Raw genomic sequence first — 26,612 nt, 5'->3', positions numbered from 1 at the left:
ACCAACCTCGCGGCCAAGCTTCCTCGCGGGATCTGCGAAATCGATTATACGCTGCCGCCGGCAATGTCGCGCCGGTTGAAGAAGCGAACGTCGATATTGCGGCCCTCCGGCGGCGGCGAGGCCAGGCGCGAGCGGAAGAAGGCGCGCTCACCCGGCTGCAGCACGGTCTGCTCCAGCACGGTGTTCCAGGCGTAGATCTCCGCTCCCTGCGCGTCGCGCACCGCAAAGCGCAGCCGCGGGATATCGAGCGGCTTCTTGCTTTGGCCCACGATCACGCCCTCGATCACCAGCACCTGCTTACCGTCCACGGTCTCGCTCGAGAGCTTGACGTCCTTGAACGCCAGCCCGCGCAAATTAACTTCGAGTCCGACCAACTTGTAGAACGCCGCCGTCTGCGGCAGCAGCCGGACCATGTCGCCGCGCCAGACGACCAGCGCCAGCACCAGTGCGCCCATGGCGGCGCAGGCGGTCGGCAGGCCGAAATAGGATTTTCGCGGAGCCACGGTGGGGGGCTGACGCCTCACCCGTGCCCCGCGGCGGCTGAACAGGCCGCGGAACCAGGACTGGTGCTGCGCGCCGACGACTTCATCCTCGGCGGCGCGGGCCGCCGCTGACCATTCGTCCTCGGTCTCCTGGGCATCCTCGGCGGGCCAGTCGCTGGCGATCGAGGGGCTTTCGACGACAGGCGTATCGGCGGCGCCGTCGTCCTTGGCGTAGGAGTTCCACTGCTCGGCGAGGTCGGACTGGTCGTCGGCCTGGCTGGCTGCCGCCATGACCGGGACGGACGCCTCCTCGATGGCATCCTCGGCATAGGCGACCCAGGTCTCCTTGCAGCGGGAGCAGCGGACGGTCCGGCCATTGGCCCCCAGGCTCGCAAGCTTGATGGCGTAGGATGTCGTACAATGGGGGCAGACGATATGCATGGACACGAGCCTTGATGCACGGACTGGTCTTGACGATGCCCCGGTTGCGGAGAACCGGGCACCACAAATGCTACAGGGCGACCGTTAACGAACCGGAAACCATAACGGCCGCAAAACCCGTTGATCGCGCGTGGCGGAGCGCAGCAGCTCGGCCCGCGCCCCCTCTCGAACGGAGCTGAGCTTGGTTCGGTTCGAAAATGTCGGATTGCGTTACGGTCTGGGGCCGGAGATCCTGCGCGACCTCAGTTTCCAGATCCCGGCGCATTCCTTCCAGTTCCTCACCGGCCCGTCCGGCGCCGGCAAGACCTCGCTGCTGCGTCTGTTGTTCCTGTCACACCGGCCGACGCGCGGCCTCGTCAATCTGTTCGGTCACGACATCTCGCAGCTCGGCAAGGACGAGATCGCGGATTTGCGCAAGCGCATCGGCATCGTGCTCCAGGACTTCCGCCTGCTCGACCACATGACGACCTATGAGAACGTCGCGCTGCCGTTCCGCGTCATGGGCCGCAGCGAGTCGAGCTACCGCAAGGAGGTGATCGACCTGTTGCGCTGGGTCGGCCTCGGTGACCGCATGGACGCGCTGCCGCCGATCCTGTCCGGAGGCGAGAAGCAGCGCGCGGCGATCGCGCGAGCCGTGATCTCGCGGCCGCAGCTCCTGCTCGCCGACGAGCCGACCGGCAGCGTCGATCCGACGCTCGGCCGCCGGCTGCTGCGGCTGTTCATCGAGCTCAACAAATCAGGCACAGCCGTCATCATCGCCACCCACGACATCGGCCTGATGGACCAGTACGAGGCACGACGCTTCGTGCTGCACCATGGGCGGCTGCACGTCTATGAGTAGGACCGAAGACCGCGGCGTGCTGGTCGATCTCGGACAGGAGCGTCCGCAGCTTCCGCCCAAGGCGCGCAACATGTCGCCGATCGTGCCGCGCGCCTCGATCCACGGCCGCGCGCTGGTTGCCGTCGTCGCCATCATGACCTTCCTCGCCTCGATGACCACGGGCACGGTGCTGCTCGTCAGCGCCTCCGCCGCAGAATGGCAGTCGGACGTCGCAAGCGAAATCACCATCCAGGTCCGCCCGCAGGCCGGCCGCGATCTCGATCGCGACACCGTGGCGGTGACGGAGGCCATGCGCGCGCAGGCCGGCATCGTCGAGGTCAAGCCGTTCACCAAGGACGAGAGCGGCAAGCTGCTCGAGCCTTGGCTCGGCACCGGCCTGTCGATGGACGATCTGCCGGTGCCGCGCATGATCATCGCGCGCGTGCAGCCCGGCACGCCGCTCGACCTCGGCGCCCTGCGCGCCCGCGTGACCCAGGCCGCACCAAGCGCCAGCGTCGACGATCACCGCGCCTGGATCGAGCGGATGCGCTCGATGACCAACGCCACTGTGCTCGCTGGCATCGGCATCCTCGCACTCGTCATCATCGCGACCATCATCTCGGTCTCGTTCGCGACTCGCGGCGCCATGGCGGCGAACCGCCCGATCGTCGAGGTCCTGCATTTCGTCGGCGCCGGCGACCGCTACATCGCCAACCGTTTCCTGCGCCATTTCCTCAGGCTGGGCCTGGAGGGCGGCGTGATCGGCGGCGGCGCCGCCATGCTGGTGTTCGGCTTCTCCGAGTCGATCGCCGGCTGGTTTTCCGGGACCCCCGTCGGCGACCAGTTCGCAGCTTTGCTCGGGACCTTCTCGCTGCGGCCGTCGGGCTACATCGTGCTCGCGGTGCAGGCCGTGCTGATCGGCGCCATCACCGCGATTGCCTCGCGCCAGACGCTGTTCTCGACACTGAATGACGTCGATTGAGCTCCTCTCCAACAAGGGGAAGAGGGTGAACACCGGACTCCACTTCGCCTCAAAACGTCCTAAAATCATCCGGGGAAGGGATCACCGACATCATATGACCTCGCCGACCGACGATCGATCGCCGAAATTGCCGCGCGGCTGGCTGCGCGCGGCCGTGGTGTCGACGGTCGCGTTCGTCTTTGTCGGCGCGGCGGCGGGCTTCATCGCCTTCTTGTCGCAATTGCGCGGCGCCGAGATCGCGCCGGGCCGCAAGGCGGACGGCATCGTGGTCCTGACCGGCGGCTCCTCGCGGGTGTCGGATGCGATGGAGCTCCTGGCTGCCGGCTACGGCAAGCGGCTCCTGATCTCCGGCGTGCATCCGACCTCGACGGCGAGCGACATCTCCCGGACGCTGCCGGAGAACCAGTCCTTCATGCATTGCTGCGTCGATCTCGACCGCACCGCGGTCTCGACCCGCGGCAACGCGGCGGAAGCGCGGCGCTGGGCCGAGGGGCGCGGCTTCAGATCGCTGATCGTCGTTACCTCGAACTATCACATGCCGCGCGCGCTGGTGGAGTTCTCGCATGCGATGCCGGAGACCACGCTGATCCCGTTCGCGGTGGTCGGCGAAAAATGGCGTGAGGAGCCGTGGTGGACCTCGGCCTCCACCCTGCGGCTGCTCCTGTCCGAATACGTCAAGTACGTCGCCGCGGAGCTGAGGGTGCGGCTGGAGGATTTCGGGATTGACCTTTCGCCCGAGATGTCGGAGCAGCCTTCAGGCCTGGCGCCGAAGCGGCCCGCCACGGCACAGGCCAATTGATCGGCAATTGATCGGACCGTCGATGTTTCTGATTTTCCTGCGCTCGCTCCTGTTCAACGTGCTGTTCTACGCCGTGCTCGTGTGCCTCGCGATCGTGGCGCTGCCGACCTTCGCATTGCCGCCGCGCGCCATGCTGACGGTCGCGCAATGGTGGGCGAAGGCGACGCTGTTCCTGATGCGCGTGATCTGCAACATCAAGGTCGAATTCCGCGGCACCGAAAAAATTCCAGAAGGACCGCTGGTGATCGTGGCGAAGCACCAGTCGTTCTGGGAGACGTTCGTGCTGCCGGGCTTCTTCAACCGTCCGATCTTCATCCTCAAGCGTCAGCTCATGCAGATTCCGGTGTTCGGTCAATTCCTGGTCAAGACCGGGATGATCGCGATCGACCGCAAGGCCGGCGTGAAGGCGCTGCTGGACATGACACGACGCGCGCGTGAGGCGGTGCGCGGTGGCGGGCAGCTCGTGATCTTTCCGGAAGGCACGCGCCGCGCGCCCGGCGCTGCGCCCGACTACAAGACCGGCTTTGCGCAGATCTACTCGTCCTGCGGCGTGCGGTGCCTGCCGATCGCGCTCAATTCCGGCCTGTTCTGGCCGCGCCGCACCTTCATGCGTTATCCCGGCACGCTGGTGGTGGAGTTCCTCGACCCGCTACCATCGGGCCTGCCGAAGGACGAGTTTCTCTCGCGCGTGCAAACCGCCATCGAAGACGCGACCGGCCGCCTCGTCGAAGCGGGCCGCAGGGAGCAGGAGCAGTTGATCGGCTCCGCGCCTAGCTACGCGCCCTCGGAGAGCTAGCGATTCTCTCGATCTTCTGCCGGGGCCGGCGCATGTAGCGAATGCGCATCACCATGCAGCATCGCGGCGAGCTGATGCAGTTGCGTGTCGCGAAAACCTTCGGCCTCGATCGCCTTCACTGTTGCCGTCACGTAATCACGGTTGGCGCCGGACTGGCCATGGCCCTGGACGACATGGCGATGCTGGTCGGCGAGCGACAGCCGGCCGGCATACTGGACATGGCCGCGGTCGACGACATACGCGAGCGCGGAGACGCGCTGCCGCGCATCGTTCTCCAGCCACACCGAGCGCATCACTTCGCGATACACCGAGGTGACCTGCTCGCGCGCCCGCAAATAGGCGACGACATCGGCGCGGTCTTTTTCGGCGACGCGAAAAGCAATGCCGCGGCAGGCGCCGCCGCGGTCGAGGCCGAGCACCAGGCCCGGTTGCTCTGGCGTACCGCGGTGGACAAAGGAATAGACACAGAGCGCGCGATGCTCGCCGACCAGCCGCGCCGGAACGCGTTCCCTAAATTCGAAGCCCGGCCGCCACATCAGCGAGCCGTAGCCGAACACCCAGAGGTCGCCCTTGGCTGTGGTGACGGAGGGGAGGGTGATTTCGGACATTTCGGGCACGGCTACCAGAACCGCGCCCCCAAGCGAAGCGAATTCTCGGCCTTTCGTCGGGGGCCAGCCTCGCTTACATTTGCCAAAATCTGGGGTCAAAGGGTCGCCGCATGTCCGATATGACCGTTGCCACAGGCCGCCGCTCCCGTTGGGGCCTTTTCATCGCCCCCATTATCCTCCTGATCCTCGCCGTCGCGTGGAGTGGCTTCTGGTTCTATGCCGCGTCGCAGGCCGAAGTCGCCGCAGACGCCTGGCGGGCGCAGGAGGCCAAGTCCGGTCGCATCTATGATTGCGCCAAGCGCTCGATCGCCGGCTTCCCGTTCCGCTTCGAGGTCCAGTGTTCCGGCGCCAGCGTTGCCCTGGTGTCGCAGAACGCCAGCAAGACGCCGTTCACGGCCAGGCTCGACAACATCCTGGTTGTCGCCCAGGTCTACGATCCCAAGCGCGTCATCGCCGAATTCTCCGCACCGGCGACGCTCACCGACGGCGTCACGCAGAACACCTTCGTGGTGAACTGGAGCAAGGGCCGCAGCAGCGTGGTCGGGCTGCCGGCCGTGCCGGACCGCGCCTCCCTCGTGTTCGACGATCCCAGCGTCAACCGTGTCGACGGCAGCGTGCAGGTGCCGCTCGCGCGGGCCAAGCAGATCGAGTTGCACGGCCGTCTCGCCGAGGGATCGAAGGCCGATCACCCCGTGATCGAGACCGTGCTGCATGTCGCGCAGGGCAGCATCCAGGGCGTCCATCCGCTGCTGGCTGAGCCGTTCGAGGCGGATACACGCGCAAAGATCACGGGGCTCTCCGACCTCACGCCAAAACCCTGGCCGCAGCGTTTCCGCGAGATCCAGGCCGCCGGCGGTCACATCGAGATCGTGCAGTCGCGGATCCAGCAGGGCGAGATGATCGCGGTTGCGGCCGGTACGCTCGGCCTCTCGGCCAATGGCCGACTCGACGGCGAATTGCAGATGACGGTGACAGGGCTCGAGCGCGTGATCCCGGCGCTCGGCATCGAGAAAATGCTGGAGGAGGGTGTGCCGCAGGCAACCCTTGACCGCGTCGCGCCCGGCGTGAAGTCGCAGGACCTCAACAATCTGTTCGGCGCGCTCGACCGCGCCGTTCCCGGCCTCGGCAAGGTCATCAAGCAGAACGCCAATGCCGGCGTCGCGGCCGGCATCAATTCGATCGGCACCGAGAGCACGCTGGAAGGCAAGAAGGCCCGCAGCTTCCCGCTGAAATTCGTCGACGGCGCCGTGCTGCTTGGCCCGGTCAAGGTCGGCCAGATTCCGCCGCTGTACTGAAGACCGATCTCGTCATTCCGGGGCGATGCGTAGCATCGAACCCGGAATCCATTTCACCGCGTGCGCTTTGGCCCGATCGATTCCGGGCTCGCCCTTCGGCCGCCCCGGAATGACAGAAGCTACGGCTTCTTGCCGAGCTGCCCGTGCTGCCGGCCGAAATCCGCTGCCGCCGAATCCTGGCCGATCTCGACGATGCCGCGTCGGATGGCGCGGGTGCGGGTGAAGTGGTCGAACAGCGCCTCGCCGTCGCCGCGGCGGATCGCGCGGGTGAGCTTTGCGAGATCCTCGGTGAAGGTGCCGAGCATCTCCAGCACGGCTTCCTTGTTGGCAAGGAAGACGTCACGCCACATCGTCGGATCGGACGCGGCGATGCGGGTGAAATCGCGGAAGCCGCCGGCGGAGAACTTGATGACCTCGGACTCCGTCACCTGCGCCAGTTCGTCGGCGGTGCCGACGATGGTGTAGGCGATCAGATGCGGCAGATGGCTCGTGATCGCGAGCACGAGATCATGATGATCCGGTGTCATGACCTCGACTTTGGCGCCCATCGCCGCCCAGAACGCGCGCAGGCGATCGGTGGCGGCCGCATCGACGCCTTCCGGCGGCGTCAGAATGCACCAGCGGTTGATGAAGAGCTCGGCGAAGCCGGAGTCAGGTCCCGAATGCTCGGTGCCAGCGACGGGATGCGCCGGCACGAAATGAATGGTCTTCGGCAGATGCGGCGCCATGTCCCTGACGATCGCGCCCTTGACCGAGCCGACGTCGGACACGATCGCGCCGGGCTTCAGATGATCAGCGATCTCCTGCGCCACCGGCCCGCAGGCGCCGACGGGAATGCAGAGGATGACGAGGTCGGCGTCTTTCACCGCTTCCGCATTGGTCGCCACGACCTGGTCGACGATGCCGAGCTCCATCACCCGCGCACGCGTCTTCTCCGAGCGCGCGGTGGTGACGATCTCGCCGGCCAGGCCCTGGAGCTTCGCGGCGCGCGCGATCGAGCCGCCGATCAGGCCGAAGCCGATCAGCGCAACCCGCTGGAAGTGCGGTGTGGTGCTCATTTGCCGGCCAAGAAGTCGCGCAAGCCATCGACGACGAGGCGGTTTGCCTCCTCGGTGCCGATGGTCATGCGCAGCGAATGCGGCAGGCCGTAGTTCTTCAGCGCGCGCAACACGAGGCCCCGCTTGGTGAGGTAGGCATCGGCCGCGTCCGAGGTCGTGCCCTTTTCCGGGAAGTGGATCAGCACAAAATTGGCGACGCCGGGCGTCACCTTCAGTCCGAGCTTGCCGATCTCCTCGGTCAGCCAGTTGCGCCAGGTCTCGGTGAACTGCTTCGACATCGCCTGGTGCGCGGTGTCCTCAATCGCGGCGACCGCGGCATACATCGCCGGCGTCGACACGTTGAAGGGGCCGCGGATGCGGTTGACGGCGTCGATGATGTGCTCGGGGCCGAACATCCAGCCGATGCGCAGCGCGGCGAGACCGTGGATCTTGGAGAAGGTGTGCGTCACCACCGTGTTCTCGGTGGTGGCGACGAGCTCGATCCCCATTTCATAGTCGTTACGCGAAACGTAGTCGCAATAGGCGGCGTCGAGCACCAGCAGCACGTGCGAGGGCAGGCCGGCGCGCAGGCGCTTGACCTCGTCGAACGGCACATAGGTGCCCGTCGGATTGTTCGGGTTGGCGAGCCAGACCAGCTTTGTCTTCGGTGTCACCGCCTTGAGGATGGCGTCGACGTCGCAGGTGAGGTTGGTCTCCTGCGCGATCACGTTCTTCGCGCCGACCGCCATGGTCGCGATCGGGTAGACCAGGAAGCCGTGCGTGGTGGAGATCGCCTCGTCGCCCTGGCTGAGATAGGTGTGGGCGAGCAGGTTGAGGATCTCGTCCGAGCCGGCGCCGCAGATGATGCGGTTGGGGTCGAGGCCGAAGCTGCGGCCGATCGCTTCGCGCAGCACACGCGAGGTTCCTTCCGGATAATCTTCCAGATGCGTCGCCACGTTCTTGAACGCCTCGATCGCCTTGGGCGAGGGCCCGAACGGCGTCTCGTTGGCCGAGAGCTTGAACACCTTGCGGCCCGGCTCCGGCACCGGGGTCTTGCCGGGCGTGTAGGGCGCAATATCGAGAATGCCGGGATTCGGCACGGGGCGGGACATCTTCAACTCCGGATAGGCTTTAGGCGGTACGCGATTTACGATTTCGACCCGGTCGGGGCCACCGTATAGCGCGTTGCGTGGCTGCCGACGAGGGCCGTGGAGCGCACCGAAGCCCCCGCCTCGATCAGGGCAGCCTTGATCTTGTCGATGCTGCTCGCAGCCGTGACCGAGACCAGCAGGGCCGCGCCGTCGAAGGCGGTATCGGGCACCGCCACGATCTCGGCGAGCGGCGACAGGGCGCGCGCGACCTCGGCGTTCCACCCGGACACGCGCACGCTGAAGGTCTCGACCTCGGTCACCAGGGCGCTGTCAGCAACGCGCGAGATCGCGAACACGGGCAGCGCGGCTGGATGATCGGCGCGCTCGACGAAGGGCATCCGGGCGATGATCTTCGGTGCGCCTTCTGCTTCCAGCTCCAGCCACCACGGCGTGCGGCTGGAGGTCGCCGAGACCAGCGCCAGATCGCCTTTGGATTTCGCCACTGCCTCGACCGCCGCCTGTGCGCTGAAATGCGCGACGTAAGGCACGGTGAACCCGAAATGGAAGCGCGCGGAATCGCGCATCGCCGGCTCGCTTGCCGAGATGTCGGCATGCACGGAGAACGGCGCCTGGACATAGGTGAACGTGGAGATGATGACGCGCCAGATGCTCTCGACGGTGTCGAGCGGCAGGATGCCGCGATGACGCTGCACGATCTCACGCATCATGGCGGCCTCGCGCGCAGGCCGAAACGCCGAGCCGACCTCCTGGGTCTGCTTCACCTGGATCAGGCGATCGATGATGTCGCCGCGCTGCATCAGCAGGCGATGCATGCCCTCGTCGATCGCGTCGATCTCCTTGCGCAATTCCTGGAGCGATGGTGGCGCGGGCGGACGTTGGGACATATCTGACTGGACTGTTGAGAGGCGTTCCAATGCGGATCGGCCAGGCAAGCTGGTAGGTTCGGATCCGCTGCGATCGATATCCTGATTAGGCAGTCGGGACGGCGAAAGCAAAGAGAAATCACGTCCTTTTGGGTTGATGTGACAGAGACGAATTTGGCTAATCCGGACCGCGACTTGACGAAAACCGCCCAAGACAGTAGGTTTTGCCTGTTCCGTGGTCATTTGAGCCGGCCGGCTTGCAGCCACGTTAAAAAACTCGCTAAACAGGCCGGGGACCCTTTCGATCCCGGCCGAACCTATCGTTCAGGCCGGGTTTTTCATGGCCTGATGTCACTGCGATCTAACGTCTGATCGCAAACGAGGTCGATGTCAGAGATGGGTGGCGTCAAGCCTGTACCGAGTCCCGCGATCAGCGCCGACGACCGGTCGCATGAGGTGGATCATCCGAGTTCGCAGGTCGCGCATTTCGGCGCAGACCAGCCGCTGCGGCTCGATTGCGGCGTCGATCTCTCCCCGTTCCAGATCGCCTACCAGACCTATGGCGAGCTCAATTCCGACCGCTCCAACGCGGTGCTGATCTGCCATGCGCTGACGGGCGATCAGCACGTCGCCAATGTGCATCCCGTCACCGGCAAGTCCGGCTGGTGGGAGACGCTGGTCGGTCCCGGTCGGCCTCTTGATCCTCAGCACTACTTCATCATTTGCGCCAACGTGATCGGCGGCTGCATGGGCTCGACCGGGCCGGCCTCGGTCAATCCCGCGACCGGCAAGGTGTGGGGGCTGGATTTCCCTGTCATCACCATTCCCGACATGGTGCGCGCACAGGCGATGCTGATCGACCGGCTCGGCATCGACACGTTGTTTGCGGTGGTCGGCGGCTCGATGGGCGGCATGCAGGTGCTGCAATGGACCGCGGCCTATCCCAAGCGCGTGTACTCCGCGCTGGCGATCGCCTGTGCGACGCGGCACTCGGCGCAGAACATCGCCTTCCACGAGCTCGGCCGCCAGGCCGTGATGGCCGATCCCGACTGGCACAACGGCCGCTACACCGATCAGGGCATCCATCCGCATCGCGGACTTGCGGTGGCACGGATGGCCGCGCACATCACCTATCTCTCGGACGCCGCGCTGCATCGCAAGTTCGGCCGCCGCATGCAGGACCGCGAGCTGCCGACGTTCTCGTTCGACGCCGATTTCCAGGTCGAGTCCTATCTGCGCTACCAGGGCTCGTCCTTTGTCGAGCGGTTCGACGCCAACTCCTATCTCTATCTGACCCGTGCGATGGATTATTTCGACATCGCCGGCGACCACGGCGGCGTGTTGGCCAAAGCGTTCGCGGGCATCGAGACGCGCTTCTGCGTGGTCTCCTTCACCAGCGACTGGCTGTTCCCGACCTCGGAATCGCGCGCGCTGGTGCATGCGCTGAACGCGTCGAGCGCGCGGGTGTCGTTCGCCGAGATCGAGACCGATCGCGGCCACGACGCGTTCCTGCTCGACGTGCCCGAATTCTTCGATATCTCCCGCGCTTTCCTGCAATCGGCAGGGAAGGCGCGCGGGCTCACCGCCAAGAGTGACTGACAAGGACGGCTAGCGATGTCTGTACAGGAAGTGCTGCCGCTCAACGGCCTTACCGCAGAGCAGTCCGGCCAGTTTCGTGCCGATCATCTGCTGGTCGCCGAGATGGTCAAGCCCGGCTCGAAAGTGCTCGACGTCGGCTGCGGTGAGGGCGACCTGCTCCAGCTTCTGGAGACCCGCGGCATCGACGGCCGCGGCATCGAACTGTCGCGCGAGGGCGTCAACCGCTGCGTAGCCAAGGGCCTCGCGGTGGTGCAGGGCGATGCCGATACCGATCTCGTCAATTATCCCGACGACGCCTTCGATTACGTCATCCTGTCGCAGACGCTTCAGGCGACGCGGCAGCCGCGGGTCGTGCTGGAGAATCTGCTGCGCATCGGCCGCCGCGCCATCGTGTCGTTCCCGAATTTCGGATTCTGGAAGATGCGGCTCCAGCTCCTGATCGGCGGCCACATGCCGCGCACCGAGAATCTGCCCGCAACCTGGTACGACACCGCCAACATCCATTTCTGCACGATCAAGGATTTCGTCGAGCTCTGCGATGCCATCGGTGTCAAGATGGAGCGTGCAGAAGCGCTGGATCTCTACGGCCGCCCATTGCGGCTGCGATTGCCGTGGTGGGTGTGGAATATGTTCGGCGAGCAGGGGGTGTTTCTGCTGAGCCGCGGCGGGCGGAAATAAAGCTCGTAGACCCTCACCCTGAGGAGCGGTCGGCCGATAGCGCGTGCGGGCAACTAGACTAAAGTTCTCAACTTGGCAGCCGACCAAGGCTGATCCTCTCGGTTGCATGTCCTCATTTCCTTAAGCCATAATGTTGCTGGGGAAATGGCTAGGGGCTGAGACTATGGGTAGAGCGCTGCCGGCACTCGCTGTGCTGTTCAGTGTCGGCTTGACGTGCGAACCAGTAGTCGCCCAGAGCGGCGGCGACATCGTCAACATCTTCGGCGGCCTTGTTCAGTCCGCCATCAACCAGGCCATCCAGGCTGAGTGGCGGAAGCTTCCGTCGGCCGAGGTCTCCTGCATCGACGAAAATCTTCGCCAGCGTGGCACGTCCATCGGACAGGCGGTCCAGCAGGGCTTCAGCCCGAACGACGGCCGGCTTGCCGAGCTGCGCCGCTTCTGCCGAACCGGGTTCGTGCAAAATCCGCCGAACCTCGCCTCGAGCCCGAGCGTGATCTCGATCTATGCGGTTGATGGCCTCAGCCTCGGCGCAAGGGTCAACTTCGAAAGCTCCATCTATCGGCAGTACCAATGTAATCCCAGCGAGCAGTTCAACGGCTTTACCTGGTGCACACGCAAGGTGCCGGAAAGCTCGAAACGAGGGCCGTTCGTCTCGTCCTACTCGATCCTGCATTCGCCCGACGGCACGGTCTCTTACGTGAACCGGTTTTTGGAGCCGGCCTGGTTCAGCGGCAACGAGGCGAATGAAGATATCGCGCGACTTGCGAAAAAGTACGGGGCCCAGCCCAACGTGGCGGCAATGCCGCAAATCGACGGCTGGCAAGGGCTCATGGCCAGCTGGGGCGCGGTCAGGTTGCTGCCGCTCGACGCAAACAATGTGGCCCAGCTCGCGCAGGGCCGGGACATCAGGGCCGGGCTGATGGTGGATTTCCTCGGCAATTTCCGTCGATCCGCGCAGCTCGGCTTGCCGATCTACCGCCTGGCCGGGGGGCCGGGTTTCGTCTGGGCCGCCAACTGGGATCAGGGCGGGCGAGGCACTTTGCGATTCTTCGCGGTGGATGCGTCCACGCTGTCGGGACCGGACGCCGTCCAGCCGCAGGTTCAGGCGAATATCGGTGCGCCTTCGATCGCCGAACCGGCCGCGCCTGCGCCGGCACCTCCTTCGGCGCCGCCGGCCCTGCCGGCCCCGCCGGTCTCGGCGGCGCCGCCACCGCTGCCGGTCTCATCGCCGCCGGTGGTCGCTCGTCTCGATCCCGATGAGCGTGCGCGGCAGCGGATCAAGGATACGCTGAGCCGGGTTTCCTATCATCGAGGAGACCTTCCGAACGAAAACTACAAGACGAGGGTGGATGCGATCGCGTCCCGGCTCGCGCCCGTCAGCGACGCCACCGATTCGGCCACGCTGAAGAGCCTTATGTCGGACTGCGATGCGGCCTCAGCGATCTTCGATGAAGCCGCCGAGTTCACCCGGGTCTCCGAGGTGGCGGGCCGGAAAGTGGCGATCGTGAACGCAAAGCTGCAAGGCATCAGCTTCGATGCGCCGCTGGTTCAGGAGTTGAAGATCGCCGTCGGCGGCGTCGGAACCGCCCAGGCTGAAGGAGATATCGCCGCTTTGAAGCGTGCCTTGAGTTCGCTCAACGGCCTCTACGATTCCGGCCGGCTTGATCGCCTCGCAACGGCAAAGGGAAATGGATTTGATACCATCGAGAGCTACGAGGATTACAAGGATCGCCAATCCAGGCTCAGTGGGTCGGGAATCATCCTGAATAAGAAGTGAGTGTCATGCTGAGCAGCGTTGAGACGTTCTTTGTTCGCCTCCTGAGAGGGACGGTCATCGCGACCGCGATGGTTTCCTTCCTCATCACGATCCTGGCGCTGATCTTTGCATTGTATGCGCAGTTCGCTCCGAACCCGACCGTGCGGATCGCTGATCAGATCGACCGGTTTCGCCAGGCGACAGATCCGGTCAAGCTGATCAGGGAGGTCTTTCCGGCGGATGCGCCGATCGTCAGGGAGACCGGGGGCTCCGACAATGTGGCCTACGAAAAAGGTAAGCGCCTGGATCCGGAGATCCTGCAGCAGTTCAACAAGTTTCTCGATGGTGCGCTGGGAGCTAGCTTCGAAAATGCTTCCCAGTTCTCGGACTGGCTCTACAACAACGGAGCGCGATTCCGCGGCTATGCCACGCTGGACGACAGGAATGCGCTTGATGAGGGCAACATCGAGGTGTTGTGGCGCTCCTTGCTGTTCGACTATGCCAAGCGACTGAGCGCGCGAGCACCGGCGCTGGCGACGGCGAACAAGGACAAGCAATACTCGTCTTCGATCGATCGCATCGCGGCTGCCACGCCTCCCACCCGCGCGCCGTATTTCGTGGTGTGGTTCTTCAACAAGCTGCAGGGCGAGCTGCAACGCGTCTCTCAGGAGTTTCAGGAAGAGCAGGACCGCAGACTGGCCTTGAGATTGATGGCGCCTGTCGCTTTGTATGTCGCCGCGGGTGCCTTTTCCTATTTCATCTTCATCATGTTCCTGTTCTTGCTGGTCTCGATCGAAGCCAGCGTCAGGCGTTTGGCGTCTGCCGAAAACCCTGCGTTGCCTCCGCTGCCGGTTGCTTCCAAGGTCTGAGACCCGACTTGCGTGCTCCAATAGACGAGTGCTGGAGGTCTATCCTTCGTCATTGCGAGCGCAGCGAAGCAATCCAGGATCTCTCCGCGGAAAGACTCTGGATTGCTTCGCTGCGCTCGCCATGACGGAGAATGTGGCGGGGCCGTCGCCCTAATGCGCCGCCAGTGACCGCGGATCACGCACCGGCCAGCGGCCGGCTTCCACCAGCGTCACGAACCGCTCCACGCTCTCGTTGAACAGCGCGGGCTCTTCGAGATTGAGCACATGGCCTGACTTCGGAAACATCGCGAGGCCCGCTGCGGGCAGGTGCTTCTTCAGGAACAGGCTTGCCCCGACGCAGGGATCGTCCTCGTCGCCGCAGATGATCAGCGCGGGCGTTACCACACCTCGAATGGCGTCCGTGAGCGTGTAGATCGAGGGACGGCCGCCCTGGAAGCCGCGCATCGTGCTCGCCGATCCCTTGGCGTCGTGGCGCGCCAGTGCGGCGTAGAAATCGGCATGGCCGCGCGGGTCCTTGACCAGGAAGGGTATCCGGCTCGGCGCCTCGCGCGTGATCTTTGCGACTTCGGCAGAGCCGAGCGTCTCGAATTGCTCGGCATTGGCGCGGCACTGCTTGCGCCAATTGTCGAGGTTCTCGATCTCCGAGCCTGAGCCGACGCCGGCCAGCGTCATCGACAGCGCGCGCTGCGGCGCGTTCAATCCGATCTGGAGCGACGAATAGGCGCCCATCGACAGGCCGACGAGATGCGCGCGCTCGATCTTGAGATGATCGAGCACCGCGAGCGCGTCGGTGTAGAAGTGCTTGTAGGTGTAGACCTCGCCATCAGGCACGCCCGACGGCGTGTAGCCGCGCGCGGAATAGGTGATGCAGCGATGGCCGCGCGAGAAGTAGCGCATCTGCGGCTCCCAATTGGTGTAGTCGGCCGCGAATTCATGCAGAAAAATAATCGGCGTTCCCTGACCCGCCTCTTCGAAATAGATGCGGACGTCGTCCCTGGTCGTGGCGTGGGGCATTAACCGTTTCCCTCTCTTCAAGCCGCCTTTGCAGGATTGCAGTTAACGTTGTTGTCCGCAATGCGGCAGCCTCAAGCCAGCACCGGCACAAAATCAACGCAGCTATTCCCGGGCGTGGCGTCTTTTTCTCGCCACATCGGGTCGCTTAACGGCCAGACGGATGTCGGCCTCGGCAAGGGCTGGCTGGAGTGGGGGTGTCAACGAAGGATGAAGTATGTTCGAGTTGTTTGCGTCTCGCCTGTCGCGTTGTGTTGTCGCGCTGGCGATTTTCTTCGCGGCGGTTGCCGCGTTCGTTTCTCCGGCCTCAGCGCGGCCGCATCATCGTCATAGCGCAGAGCGGCACGGTTACGTGCACCACGCCAGACATCATCAGTACCGTCATTATCGGCATCATGCCCGCAGCTCGCGCTTCGAGCGCAGCGCGGCGCAATTGCAGACGGGCGGCTTCGCCGACGCCCAGGCCAGCTACAATCCGAACGTCAACGTCGGCGGCATGGCCAATAACGGCATGGCTGCAAGCGGCGGCTTCGGCGGCGGATCGGGTCTCGTGTCCGAGGCGCGCCGCTATATCGGCGGCAATCCGACCGGGCGCGGCAGCCTGTGGTGCGCGCGCTTCATGAACATGGTGCTTCAGCATACCGGCCATCAGGGCACCGGCTCTGATATGGCGAGCTCGTTCGCGCGCTACGGCACGCGCGTCTCCGGTCCGCAGGTCGGCGCCATCGCAGTCATGTCGCGCGGCCGCCGGGGCGGCCATGTCGGCATCATCACCGGCGTGGACGCGCAGGGCAATCCGATCATGATCTCCGGCAACAACGGCAACCGCGTCCGCGAGGCGCCGGTCTCGCGCGGCCGGATCTATGCGTATGTGATGCCGAACTGAGGATGAAGCTCGCAGGGTGGGCAAAGGCGCGCAAGCGCCGTGCCCACCGGCGGTGTGTCAATGTTCGATAGCCGAAATGGTGGGCACGCTTTCGCTTTGCCCACCCTACGGCAGTGATGGAAGCTCACACCAGCGTCGGCTCTTCGACCGCGACCGCGTCACCGACGCCGATGTCGCCGTCTGCGATGACCTCGGCATAGATACCGCAATCCATGTGGCCGAGATTGCGCGAGAGCGTCGGCGGGATTTCGAGGTCGCGTGCGGCGGTCTCGGGATCGACGTTGACCGCCGGGCAGCGGACGATGCGCTTGACCACTTTCAGCCGGGCATCGCCGATCACGAGCGTCTGGCCGACGAGGTCGAGCTCGGACCAAGCCGGCCAGCCCTTCACGTAAAGATTGCCGCGGAAGCGCAGGGGATGCACGGCGGTGCCGCCGAGCATGGTCTCGATGGCGCGGACGCTATTGAGATTGATGATCGATACGACCTTGCGGGCGACGTCGGAAAAGCTGTGGTCGCGGCCTGACAGCACCTTGGGCGGGCCCTTCAACTCCGGCTGAAAATTCTCGGTGAAGTAGCCCTCGATGACGGCACGCCCAGCCGCGGTCTCAAGGTCGCCGCTGGCGACGATCTGGCCGTCCTTGCGGATGGTCAGGCGGTTGGTCGCGTCTTCGAACCGGCTGTTGAGGGACGCCAGCCGCTCATTGCGCGCCAGCATCAGAAACTGGATTTTCGGCTTCCAGCTAGGTGCCTCGGGATCGAACCCGCTCGGGCCGTTTTCGATGGCGTAACGGCGGTCGGCGGGCAGGGTCTGGCCGGTCCGCAAAGGGACCCGGGACAGGCTCTCGGGCGTCAGGCCCTTGATCGGGTAGCGGTAAAGGCCGGTGATCTCGGCGGTCTGGCTGGCTGTCATGCAGCTACTTAGGGGATTCGACCCGGACCCGCCAAGCTGCGGATCAGCGCACGAAATTGTGAACTCGCCTCTTTCGATCCGGGGGCACCCTTCCCACATCTGGGTCAGGCCGGCGCCAGCGCCGGCTGATAACGACCGTTGCCGGTTGAGGACCATCAACGCGGGCAGCGGAAACCCAATGAAGATGCCGTTTGGAGTGCCTTAGAGGGCTCCAGTGGCAGGCCGAGGGAAAGAAAAGACATGAATATCGACAAATATACCGAACGCTCCAGGGGCTTCGTCCAGTCCGCGCAGTCGCTTGCGGTGCGCGAGGGGCACCAGCAGTTTTCGACCCTGCACGTCCTGAAAGTTCTGCTGGACGATAATGAGGGCTTGGCTTCCGGTCTGATCGACCGGGCCGGCGGCAATTCCCGCGCAATCCTGAAGGCGACCGAGGACGCCCTGAACAAGGTGCCGAAGGTCTCTGGCGGCGGTGCCGGCCAGATCTACCTGGCGCCCGAGCTCGCCCGCACTTTCGACGCCGCGGAGAAGGCGGGCGAGAAGGCCGGCGACAGTTTTGTCACCGTCGAGCGGCTGCTGCTCGGCCTCACGCTGGAAAAGTCCAGCGAGGCGGGCGCGATCCTCGCCAAGGGCGGCGTCACCCCACAGAACCTCAACGCGGCGATCGAGGCACTGCGCAAGGGCCGCACCGCGGACTCTGCGACCGCCGAGAACGCCTATGACGCGCTGAAGAAATACGCCCGCGACCTGACCCAGGCGGCGCGCGACGGCAAGCTCGACCCGGTCATCGGCCGCGACGAGGAGATCCGTCGCACGATCCAGGTGCTCTCGCGCCGGACCAAGAACAATCCCGTCCTGATCGGTGAGCCCGGCGTCGGCAAGACCGCCATCGCCGAGGGCCTCGCGCTGCGCATCGTCAATGGCGACGTGCCCGAAAGCCTCAAGGACAAGAAGCTGCTGTCGCTCGACCTGGGTGCACTGATCGCGGGCGCAAAATACCGCGGCGAGTTCGAGGAACGGCTGAAGGCTGTGCTCCAGGAAGTCACCGCGAGCGAGGGGACCTTCATCCTGTTCATCGACGAGATGCACACGCTGATCGGTGCCGGCAAGGGCGATGGCGCGATGGACGCGTCCAACCTGCTCAAGCCCGCGCTGGCGCGCGGCGAGCTGCACTGCATCGGCGCGACCACGCTCGACGAATACCGCAAGCATGTCGAGAAGGATGCGGCGCTGGCGCGGCGCTTTCAGCCGATCTTCGTCAGCGAGCCCTCGGTCGAGGACACCATCTCGATCCTGCGCGGGTTGAAGGACAAGTACGAGCAGCACCACGGCGTGCGGATCACCGATTCCGCGCTGGTGGCCGCCACGACCCTGTCCAACCGCTACATCACCGACCGCTTCCTGCCGGACAAGGCGATCGACCTCATGGACGAGGCGGCTGCGCGGCTGAAGATGCAGGTCGATTCCAAGCCGGAAGAGCTGGATTCGCTCGACCGCGAGATCATCCGGCTCAAGATCGAGCAGGAGGCGCTCAAGAAGGAGAGCGATCTCGGCTCCAAGACCCGTCTCGAGGGGCTTCAGAAGGAGCTCAGCGAGCTCGAAGAGAAATCCGCGGCCTTGACGTCGCGCTGGAGCGCGGAGAAGAACAAGCTCTCCAATGCCCAGAAGCTGAAGTCAGAGCTGGACGCGCTACGCGTCGATCTCGCCGACGCACAGCGGCGCGGTGAATTCCAGAAGGCCGGCGAGCTGGCCTATGGCCGGATCCCGCAGCTTGAGAAGCAGCTCGCGGAGATCGAGGCGCGTGAGGGCTCCGGCGAGATGATGGAGGAGGCGGTCACCGCCAACCACATCGCGCAGGTGGTCTCACGCTGGACCGGCGTGCCCGTCGACAAGATGCTGGAGGGCGAGAAGGAGAAGCTCCTGAAGATGGAGGAGCAGCTCGGAAAGCGCGTCGTCGGCCAGGCCGAAGCCGTGCGTGCGGTCGCGACCGCCGTGCGCCGCTCGCGCGCAGGCCTGCAGGACCCGAACCGGCCGACCGGCTCGTTCATGTTCCTGGGGCCCACCGGCGTCGGCAAGACCGAGCTGACCAAGGCGCTCGCGGAGTATCTCTTCAACGACGAGACCGCGATGGTCCGCCTCGACATGTCCGAATACATGGAGAAGCACTCGGTCTCGCGGCTGATCGGTGCGCCTCCGGGCTATGTCGGCTACGACGAGGGCGGTGCGCTCACCGAAGCGGTGCGGCGCCGGCCCTATCAGGTGGTTCTGTTCGACGAGATCGAGAAGGCGCATCCGGACGTCTTCAACGTCCTGTTGCAGGTGCTCGACGACGGCCGCCTGACCGATGGCCAGGGCCGCACCGTCGATTTCCGCAACACGCTGATCATCATGACCTCGAACCTCGGTTCGGAATTCCTCGTGAATCAACCGGAGGGCGAAGACACCTCTGCCGTGCGTGAGCAGGTGATGGGAATGGTGCGGGGACATTTCAGGCCCGAGTTCTTGAACCGCGTCGACGAGATCATCCTGTTCCACCGCCTGCAGAGGAGCGAGATGGGCCGGATCGTCGAGATCCAGTTCGCGCGGCTCCAGAAACTGCTGACCGATCGCAAGATCGTGCTGACGCTCGATGCCGCCGGCCGCGACTGGCTCGCCGCCAAGGGCTGGGATCCCGCCTACGGCGCAAGGCCGCTGAAGCGCGTGGTCCAGCGCTACCTCCAGGATCCGCTCGCCGAGATGATCCTGGCCGGCGACGTCAGGGACGGCGATACGGTCGCGATCTCGTCCGAAGGCAACGTGCTGACCTTCAACGGCAAGGCGCCGGAGACCGCCGAGATCGCCCAGTTCGAGGCGCCGGTGTCGAAGCGGAAGTTGAATTGAACTGGGCCATGCACCGCTAAGCAAAAATCGCCCCGGAGAGGTCGTCCTCTCCGGGGCGATTTGTTTGGCCGGGTCCGGTTCGCTTGAGCGAGCCTGCTACTTTTTCACGACCTTGTAGATCGCGTTCTCGATATCGGAGGAGAAGTAGATGATTCCGGAGGCGCCGATGGCGACGCCGGTCGGGATGTTGCTGGGCAGCCCCCCGGGTGCGCCCATAAGCCCGATCGGAAGATTGGCAGCAATCTCGGTGACTTTGCCACTGTCCGGCGCGACCTCGATCAGCCGCTGGGCGCCCACTTCCGCCACGATCAGTCTGCCGTCGCTCCCGCGCGCGATGCCTTCGGGCATTTTCAACTCCTTGGCGAGCACGGTCTTTTCTCCGTTTGTCTCAATCTTGGATACGACACCTGCGAAGGCTTCGGTGACGTAGACCTCGCCGCTTGATCCGCCGACGATCCCGACCGGACCTTCGAGGCCACCGATCAGCGTGGTGCGGTCTTGGCCGTGCTCGCCGCTGACGCGGACCAGCGATTTGGTGCCGAGCTCGGCCACCAAAATGCTGCCGTCCGCAAGCACGATCGCGTCATGCGGCGCCTTGAAGTCGTGCAGCATGTCGCGGGTGGTGCCGGTCTTGCCGTCGATCACCTGCACCGTGCCGGTGAACCAGCTCGACAGGACCACGTCGTTGCCTTTCGCCGTCGCGCTCATCGGATATTCGAGCGTGGTGCCGGCGGCGTGCATGCGCGCCTTCTCCGTGACCTCGCCGGTCGCACCGTCTACCGTGCGATAGGCGAACACGTCGGCGACGTGGATCGTATCCTTGCCGTTGTCCGAGGTGACGCCGATGCCGCCGGGCAAAGCGAGCTTGCCGATGACGACCTGCCGGGCCTGGCCGGTCGCAGGATCGACCTCCTGGATGCCGTTGTCGGCCATGTTGGAGACGTAGATGCGGTCCTTGTCGTCGATCGCGAGATTATCCAGCGACGGCTTCAGTTGTGCGACCATGGTCTTGGTGCCCGACTTGGGATCGACCCGAACGAGCTGGCCGAGCGCGGTGTCGACCACCCAGAGATTGCCCTTGGAATCGAAGTTCACCGCGGCCGGGACCTTGAAGCCGTCGGCGACGACGGTCAGCTCGGCCTTGTCGACGTCGACTTTTGCGACCTGCCCCTTGAACCAGAGCGGACCGTAGAGCTTGTCGTCGGGGCCGAACTCGAAGCCGTTGAGGCCGCCCATCTTCTCCATGATCTGGCGGGGCGGTTTGACGCCCTCGACGTCGATCTCATAGAGCGTGTCGCCGAGGAAAACGGTCGTGGCATAGAGCCGGCCGTCCTTGCGGAAGGCGAGCGAGTTGATGCCAGGGAGACCGGAGGCAAGCTTCTTGATCGGGCCGTCGCCCTTGCGTGCGTAGAGATCGCCGGTCAGGAAGCCGGTCCAGGCCATGGTGCCGTCGGGCGCGAACGCGATGTCGTCGGCCATGCCCACAGGAGACGGGATTGCAACCTTGGCGGTACCGCCTGCGAGGTCGACCTCGTAGAGCGCCGCGCCCGCGACGCTGCCGGCAAACAGATGACCGGCCTTGTCGATTCCGAGCCCGTGCACGCCGTGAAACGCCGAGCCCGCGACGAGCTTGCTGACCTCCCAGGTTTCGGCGGATACGCTCGTGGTGGCCAAAATCGCAGCAACGAAGGCTGCGCAGGCGAGCCTGTTCTTCATGGCGAGACCTCCCGCTTTTTTGGAAAGTATTCGCTCCTCATGCCGCTTTGGCAAACGAAACTTGACGTTGTGACGGAGGGAAGCGACGTCGCTCGACGAGCGTCGCATCCGGATCATGTTTTCCAGAGGTGTCCGGTCGATTTCGGCCGGTTAAGGGATCAGCGGTTGGTGACCTGCAACGGGCCGCCAGTTGCGTCCGAAATGCGGGCGATGGCGCCGTTACGGCCGCTCATCATGGCGTCGAGCCGGTCGCGCTCCTTCTCGAAGCCCGCCAGGACTGTGCCTTCCAGCGAACGGCCGCGCGGCAGTTTCACGCGCAGCGGATCGACGAAGCGGCCGTTGACCAGGATTTCGTAGTGGACGTGAGGGCCGGTCGACTGGCCGGTCGACCCGACGAAGCCGATCACCTGACCCTGCCGCACCTTCTTGCCGATCTCCATGCCCTTGGCGAAGGCCGACATATGGCCGTAGGCCGTCTCGTAGCCGTTGGAATGCTTGATCCGGATATACTTGCCGTAGCCGCCTTCAGGGCCGGCCTTCTCGATCACGCCGTTGCCGGAGGCGAAGATCGGCGTGCCGTAGGCGGTGGCCCAGTCGACGCCGGTGTGCATCTTCACATAGCCCAGAATCGGGTGGCGGCGACCGCCGAAGCCGGAGCGCATGATGGCGTTGTTGACGGGCTTCCTGACCAGGAACTTCTTCGCGCTCTTGCCGGTCTCGTCGTAGTAGTCGACGACGCCGTCGTCGGGGCTCTGGTAGCGGTAGTATTTCTTGGTCTCGCCGCCGACCGTGAGGGAAGCGAACAGCACGTCGTTCTTTTCGCTCGACGTCACGCCCTCGTCTTCGCCGGCATAGAACACGTCGAACGAGTCGCCCGCCTGCACCTTGCGCTGGAAATCGACGTCGTAGGAGTAGATCTTGATCATGTCCTCGATGACCGGCATCGGCACTTTGTTGCGCATCGCGGTCTCGTAGATGCTCTGGTAGAGCCGCACGCCGGTGCCGTCATCGTCGTCATCGTCGTCGCTGTTGGCGCTGGCCGCGGCATCGGCGACGGTGTTCATGCTGGAGACGTCGACCGCGACGTATTTGCCGAGATCGGACAGCGCCGCGATCGCCTCGACCATGGTGTCGTTTGCAACCACGACGCGATAGGGTTGGAGGCGGGCGCCGGGGCTTGCGGGCGCCATCAGGATGCGGAGTTTTTCGCCTTCCTTCAGGCCGCCGTCGCGGCCGCGCGGGCCGAGCGTCGCCGCGATCGCCTTGATCTCCTCGGCGGTGGCGCCGAGATCGCGCAGGACGGAGCCGACGCTGTCGCCCTTCTTGACCATGTGGACGCGTTCGCCGTTCGGATTTCCGCCGGTGATCTGCTCTTTGGTCTTCGGCAGCAGCGTGACGTTTTCCGGCACCACGCGCGTTTCGAAGCCGGCATAGGGATCGGACGGCGAGGATTCAGGGGCGTAGGCGCTTCTGATGTCGGACGGGCCGGTCGCGCCGGAGACGTCGGCGGTGGCATTGGCGAGCGAGGCGTAGCGCACCCCGCCATTGCCGCGCCAGTTGGCGGCGTCGCGCACCCGCATCAGGATGTCGTCGAGCGCCACCACGGCGGAAATCTTGGCCTTCGGCAGCACCGGCGACAGGTCCTTGGTGACGAAGGAGACTTCGGCATCGGGCTCGACGGCCTCGGGATTGTTCGGATCTTCCGCCGCGGTCTTCGGATCGGAGCCGACATCGGTGAGCAGGCGCTGGGCGTTGAACGGCGGGATCTTCGCCGACAGATCGCTCGTCGTCATCGACAGATTGCCGGCGATCCGGACGAAGGGGCGCACCCGCATCACGTCGCGGTTGCCGACGCGGGCGACGGTGGAGACGCGCATGATATTGCGCGAGGCCGTGGATTCGTTCGGCGGCGGCAGGCGGTCGCTCTTGTGCAGCGTGGCGGCGCGATCGGCCGCGCCGAATGCGCCGCGCAACGCGCCTTCGACGCGCTCAGGCACCTTGGCGAAGGTCATCTCGCCGTCGAGAGAAGCGAAAACGGCGCCGCCGATCAGGGCTGCGCCGCAGAGTCCGGTCAGAATTGTCCCGCTGAACCACTGTACCGAGACGCGACGGCGATCGATGACCGCGGCCTCGGAACCATCGACGGACAGCGGCGGCTCGTGGCCGAGATCGATGATCCCGGTCTCACGCCCGTAAGCGCCGCGCGACGTCCTGTGGTTCAAACCAAGTCCCCCAATCAACGACCCAAGATGCCCGGTTTCGAACCCTTCCCGGCCGCCCTCTTGAAGGGGGATCGCCGGAAAAGGCAAGCCGCACAGACGCCCGCGCTCAGAAGGCCCTCGATGGGGCCGGCCGAAATTACGAACAGCTGGACGGATAAAGGTCTCTCGATGTCTCTCGAATGTCGGAGGAAGGCTGCGTCATCTGCAAGATCGCCTTCCTCTGACCCCATGAAAATCGCCGGCAGCCCCCACTGGCATCCTGCGATTCAAGCTTGTCTGTACCAGAACGCCGCGGGATTGTGGCTCTAGTACGGCGCCTAATATGGAAAAAGTTTCCTGAACGGCCGGGCGCAAGAAGCCCGTCTGGCCGGGGCCGGGGGACTAGGTCTGGCCTGGGGTAGAGCTCGGTCCGGCCTGGGATGGGGATCGTCTGCCGTGGACGAGGGGGGCGGTTCGGCCCGAATGGGCCTCCGCCTGCCAGGGCACTGGGGGCGTCTGGAAGGAGGCAGGGGGAGGGCGCCCAGAGAGGCGTCCAAAGCCCCTCCGGAGCCCGCCAGCGGGCAAACTTTTTTTGAGATTTTTTACCCCGCGGGTCCGGTCATCGCACTCCTTGCCTCGCTAATCGACTGGAATCGTTCAAATTTTTCGCGCGATCCACTGTGCGACGATTTGTTGACGATTGGCGTTGACAGCCCGGAAGGTGGGGCCTATAACCCCAATCACTGAGCGCGGCGCCGCCGGGTCACTGACCAAGGCGAGCGAACGCGCCACTGATGCTCCTCACCTCGTTGAGTGACACAACAGCCGACACCAGTCGGTTGGAGTTCATCCATCGTCGCTAAGGGTGTCGGAACCCTTCCTCTCAGGAAGGTTGAGGCCTCCACGGTCTCGGGCTGTTTGACAAGTGAAGATGAAGAAAGAGAAACGTGGACGGCGGAGTCCTTGCGGGTCTCGCTTCTGAAAAGCTTCGGCTTTTCTGATCGAGACCGGACGAAAGACTTCGGCGGTACACGTTTTAAAGGAAACACCATCGCTGCCAGCGATGTGAATCGCGGGCAGCTCGGCGACTTCGGTTGTCGAAATAATGGTGGGACCTCGTCAAACGTTGTGATCAGCCGGTTCAAAGTTCAAGTCCAACTTGAGAGTTTGATCCTGGCTCAGAGCGAACGCTGGCGGCAGGCTTAACACATGCAAGTCGAGCGGGCGTAGCAATACGTCAGCGGCAGACGGGTGAGTAACGCGTGGGAACGTACCTTTTGGTTCGGAACAACACAGGGAAACTTGTGCTAATACCGGATAAGCCCTTACGGGGAAAGATTTATCGCCGAAAGATCGGCCCGCGTCTGATTAGCTAGTTGGTGAGGTAATGGCTCACCAAGGCGACGATCAGTAGCTGGTCTGAGAGGATGATCAGCCACATTGGGACTGAGACACGGCCCAAACTCCTACGGGAGGCAGCAGTGGGGAATATTGGACAATGGGCGCAAGCCTGATCCAGCCATGCCGCGTGAGTGATGAAGGCCCTAGGGTTGTAAAGCTCTTTTGTGCGGGAAGATAATGACGGTACCGCAAGAATAAGCCCCGGCTAACTTCGTGCCAGCAGCCGCGGTAATACGAAGGGGGCTAGCGTTGCTCGGAATCACTGGGCGTAAAGGGTGCGTAGGCGGGTCTTTAAGTCAGGGGTGAAATCCTGGAGCTCAACTCCAGAACTGCCTTTGATACTGAAGATCTTGAGTTCGGGAGAGGTGAGTGGAACTGCGAGTGTAGAGGTGAAATTCGTAGATATTCGCAAGAACACCAGTGGCGAAGGCGGCTCACTGGCCCGATACTGACGCTGAGGCACGAAAGCGTGGGGAGCAAACAGGATTAGATACCCTGGTAGTCCACGCCGTAAACGATGAATGCCAGCCGTTAGTGGGTTTACTCACTAGTGGCGCAGCTAACGCTTTAAGCATTCCGCCTGGGGAGTACGGTCGCAAGATTAAAACTCAAAGGAATTGACGGGGGCCCGCACAAGCGGTGGAGCATGTGGTTTAATTCGACGCAACGCGCAGAACCTTACCAGCCCTTGACATGTCCAGGACCGGTCGCAGAGATGTGACCTTCTCTTCGGAGCCTGGAACACAGGTGCTGCATGGCTGTCGTCAGCTCGTGTCGTGAGATGTTGGGTTAAGTCCCGCAACGAGCGCAACCCCCGTCCTTAGTTGCTACCATTTAGTTGAGCACTCTAAGGAGACTGCCGGTGATAAGCCGCGAGGAAGGTGGGGATGACGTCAAGTCCTCATGGCCCTTACGGGCTGGGCTACACACGTGCTACAATGGCGGTGACAATGGGATGCTAAGGGGTGACCCTTCGCAAATCTCAAAAAGCCGTCTCAGTTCGGATTGGGCTCTGCAACTCGAGCCCATGAAGTTGGAATCGCTAGTAATCGTGGATCAGCACGCCACGGTGAATACGTTCCCGGGCCTTGTACACACCGCCCGTCACACCATGGGAGTTGGTTTTACCTGAAGACGGTGCGCTAACCCGCAAGGGAGGCAGCCGGCCACGGTAGGGTCAGCGACTGGGGTGAAGTCGTAACAAGGTAGCCGTAGGGGAACCTGCGGCTGGATCACCTCCTTTCTAAGGATGATCCTTCAGCGAGCTTCGGCTCACTATCGGATCGTTTTAGAAACATCAGTGGCCAACAGATCGCCAGATCGTTGAGCTGCATTGGCGGGATTTCGCCGTCTTCGTTTCTCTTTCTTCGCGGACGAACACGCGCTGGGGCTGCAAGCTTGCAGAATCCCTGGTCCTTGACTGGATATGCGTTAGGGGCTTGTAGCTCAGTTGGTTAGAGCGCGCGC

At 64.1% G+C, this 26,612-nt stretch carries 21 protein-coding genes, 1 tRNA gene, 1 rRNA gene and 1 riboswitch (1 of these 24 running past the window's edge); of the genes, 13 read left to right on the top strand and 10 right to left on the bottom strand.

The genetic code is table 11. The features are described from left to right. Window positions 1–44: 44 nt before the first annotated feature. Window positions 45–923, bottom strand: a complete 879-nt coding sequence (locus tag JQ627_RS12930) for an MJ0042-type zinc finger domain-containing protein (RefSeq protein ID WP_212484590.1) — start codon at window positions 921–923, stop codon at window positions 45–47. A 181-nt stretch (window positions 924–1,104) separates the two neighbouring features. Between JQ627_RS12930 and ftsE the strand changes: the two genes are divergently transcribed. The 4 genes from ftsE to JQ627_RS12910 all read left to right on the top strand — a co-directional run bounded on the left by ftsE (window position 1,105) and on the right by JQ627_RS12910 (window position 4,320). Continuing rightward, entirely contained in the window at window positions 1,105–1,764 is a 660-nt protein-coding gene (ftsE, locus tag JQ627_RS12925) for a cell division ATP-binding protein FtsE (protein ID WP_212484589.1), read from the top strand. Further along, window positions 1,757–2,725: an ABC transporter permease gene (locus JQ627_RS12920; RefSeq protein WP_212484588.1), complete on the top strand. Its 969-nt coding sequence runs from the start codon at window positions 1,757–1,759 to the stop codon at window positions 2,723–2,725. The genes ftsE and JQ627_RS12920 overlap by 8 nt, the downstream gene beginning before the upstream one ends. A 94-nt stretch (window positions 2,726–2,819) precedes the next feature. After that, window positions 2,820–3,524, top strand: coding sequence for a YdcF family protein (locus JQ627_RS12915; RefSeq protein WP_212484587.1), 705 nt, complete (start codon window positions 2,820–2,822; stop codon window positions 3,522–3,524). 22 nt (window positions 3,525–3,546) lie between these two features. Further along, window positions 3,547–4,320: a 1-acyl-sn-glycerol-3-phosphate acyltransferase gene (locus JQ627_RS12910; protein ID WP_212484586.1), complete on the top strand. Its 774-nt coding sequence runs from the start codon at window positions 3,547–3,549 to the stop codon at window positions 4,318–4,320. Here JQ627_RS12910 and JQ627_RS12905 read toward each other — a convergent pair. After that, the gene (locus tag JQ627_RS12905; protein WP_212484585.1) at window positions 4,317–4,928 is read right to left on the bottom strand and encodes a gamma-glutamylcyclotransferase; all 612 of its coding nucleotides are present in this window, start codon (window positions 4,926–4,928) and stop codon (window positions 4,317–4,319) included. The two genes, JQ627_RS12910 and JQ627_RS12905, sit on opposite strands and share 4 nt — an antisense overlap. A gap of 110 nt (window positions 4,929–5,038) precedes the next feature. On the opposite strand from JQ627_RS12905, the gene JQ627_RS12900 reads away from it, so the two are divergent. Continuing rightward, complete coding sequence (locus JQ627_RS12900) at window positions 5,039–6,223, top strand: DUF2125 domain-containing protein (protein WP_212484584.1); 1,185 nt, start codon at window positions 5,039–5,041, stop codon at window positions 6,221–6,223. Window positions 6,224–6,342: 119 nt separating this feature from the next. On the opposite strand, the gene JQ627_RS12895 is transcribed toward JQ627_RS12900, so the two are convergent. The 3 genes from JQ627_RS12895 to JQ627_RS12885 are packed head-to-tail and all read right to left on the bottom strand — an operon-like array spanning window position 6,343 to window position 9,256. Next, entirely contained in the window at window positions 6,343–7,281 is a 939-nt protein-coding gene (locus JQ627_RS12895; RefSeq protein ID WP_212484583.1) for a prephenate/arogenate dehydrogenase family protein, read from the bottom strand. Beyond that, entirely contained in the window at window positions 7,278–8,372 is a 1,095-nt protein-coding gene (locus tag JQ627_RS12890) for a histidinol-phosphate transaminase (protein ID WP_212484582.1), read from the bottom strand. Before JQ627_RS12890 ends, JQ627_RS12895 begins: the two co-directional genes overlap by 4 nt. 35 nt (window positions 8,373–8,407) lie before the next feature. Then, entirely contained in the window at window positions 8,408–9,256 is an 849-nt protein-coding gene (locus JQ627_RS12885; RefSeq protein WP_212484581.1) for a chorismate mutase, read from the bottom strand. Between the two features lie 204 nt (window positions 9,257–9,460). Then, a riboswitch (SAM riboswitch) is annotated at window positions 9,461–9,540 on the top strand. A gap of 91 nt (window positions 9,541–9,631) precedes the next feature. On the opposite strand from JQ627_RS12885, the gene JQ627_RS12880 reads away from it, so the two are divergent. Both JQ627_RS12880 and metW read left to right on the top strand, forming a co-directional pair. Next, a complete protein-coding gene (locus tag JQ627_RS12880) occupies window positions 9,632–10,834 on the top strand; it encodes a homoserine O-acetyltransferase (protein WP_212484815.1) in 1,203 nt (400 codons plus the stop codon). 15 nt (window positions 10,835–10,849) lie between these two features. Further along, the gene (metW, locus tag JQ627_RS12875; RefSeq protein WP_212484580.1) at window positions 10,850–11,512 is read left to right on the top strand and encodes a methionine biosynthesis protein MetW; all 663 of its coding nucleotides are present in this window, start codon (window positions 10,850–10,852) and stop codon (window positions 11,510–11,512) included. 148 nt (window positions 11,513–11,660) lie between these two features. On the opposite strand, the gene JQ627_RS12870 is transcribed toward metW, so the two are convergent. Then, the gene (locus JQ627_RS12870) at window positions 11,661–11,972 is read right to left on the bottom strand and encodes a hypothetical protein (RefSeq protein WP_212484579.1); all 312 of its coding nucleotides are present in this window, start codon (window positions 11,970–11,972) and stop codon (window positions 11,661–11,663) included. A 30-nt stretch (window positions 11,973–12,002) separates the two neighbouring features. Here JQ627_RS12870 and JQ627_RS12865 point away from each other — a divergent pair, with 30 nt between their 5' ends. Beyond that, window positions 12,003–13,289 (top strand): hypothetical protein, encoded by a 1,287-nt coding sequence (locus JQ627_RS12865; protein WP_212484578.1) that lies wholly within the window; start codon window positions 12,003–12,005, stop codon window positions 13,287–13,289. Then, window positions 13,286–14,137 (top strand): hypothetical protein, encoded by an 852-nt coding sequence (locus tag JQ627_RS12860; protein ID WP_212484577.1) that lies wholly within the window; start codon window positions 13,286–13,288, stop codon window positions 14,135–14,137. Before JQ627_RS12865 ends, JQ627_RS12860 begins: the two co-directional genes overlap by 4 nt. 150 nt (window positions 14,138–14,287) lie before the next feature. Here the strand turns inward: JQ627_RS12860 and JQ627_RS12855 are convergent, their stop codons facing one another. Further along, entirely contained in the window at window positions 14,288–15,151 is an 864-nt protein-coding gene (locus JQ627_RS12855) for an alpha/beta fold hydrolase (RefSeq protein ID WP_212484576.1), read from the bottom strand. A 214-nt stretch (window positions 15,152–15,365) separates the two neighbouring features. Here JQ627_RS12855 and JQ627_RS12850 point away from each other — a divergent pair, with 214 nt between their 5' ends. Further along, complete coding sequence (locus tag JQ627_RS12850) at window positions 15,366–16,034, top strand: TIGR02594 family protein (protein ID WP_212484575.1); 669 nt, start codon at window positions 15,366–15,368, stop codon at window positions 16,032–16,034. Between the two features lie 124 nt (window positions 16,035–16,158). Here JQ627_RS12850 and JQ627_RS12845 read toward each other — a convergent pair whose 3' ends face one another. Further along, window positions 16,159–16,947, bottom strand: coding sequence for an MOSC domain-containing protein (locus JQ627_RS12845; protein ID WP_212484574.1), 789 nt, complete (start codon window positions 16,945–16,947; stop codon window positions 16,159–16,161). Window positions 16,948–17,187: 240 nt separating this feature from the next. On the opposite strand from JQ627_RS12845, the gene clpB reads away from it, so the two are divergent. Then, window positions 17,188–19,827, top strand: a complete 2,640-nt coding sequence (gene clpB / locus JQ627_RS12840; protein WP_212484573.1) for an ATP-dependent chaperone ClpB — start codon at window positions 17,188–17,190, stop codon at window positions 19,825–19,827. 96 nt (window positions 19,828–19,923) lie between these two features. Here the strand turns inward: clpB and JQ627_RS12835 are convergent, their stop codons facing one another. Beyond that, complete coding sequence (locus tag JQ627_RS12835) at window positions 19,924–21,543, bottom strand: SMP-30/gluconolactonase/LRE family protein (protein WP_212484572.1); 1,620 nt, start codon at window positions 21,541–21,543, stop codon at window positions 19,924–19,926. 158 nt (window positions 21,544–21,701) lie between these two features. Then, the gene (locus JQ627_RS12830) at window positions 21,702–23,765 is read right to left on the bottom strand and encodes a M23 family metallopeptidase (RefSeq protein ID WP_212484571.1); all 2,064 of its coding nucleotides are present in this window, start codon (window positions 23,763–23,765) and stop codon (window positions 21,702–21,704) included. Window positions 23,766–24,899: 1,134 nt separating this feature from the next. Between JQ627_RS12830 and JQ627_RS12825 the strand changes: the two genes are divergently transcribed. Beyond that, window positions 24,900–26,388, top strand: a 16S ribosomal RNA gene (locus tag JQ627_RS12825). A gap of 192 nt (window positions 26,389–26,580) precedes the next feature. Then, a tRNA-Ile gene (locus tag JQ627_RS12820) sits at window positions 26,581–26,612 on the top strand; it runs 45 nt beyond the window's last position.

Source organism: Bradyrhizobium liaoningense (assembly GCF_018130785.1).
In the GTDB taxonomy this organism is placed as follows: Bacteria; Pseudomonadota; Alphaproteobacteria; order Rhizobiales; family Xanthobacteraceae; genus Bradyrhizobium; species Bradyrhizobium liaoningense_A.
This window is presented reverse-complemented; position numbering and strand designations above follow the sequence as displayed.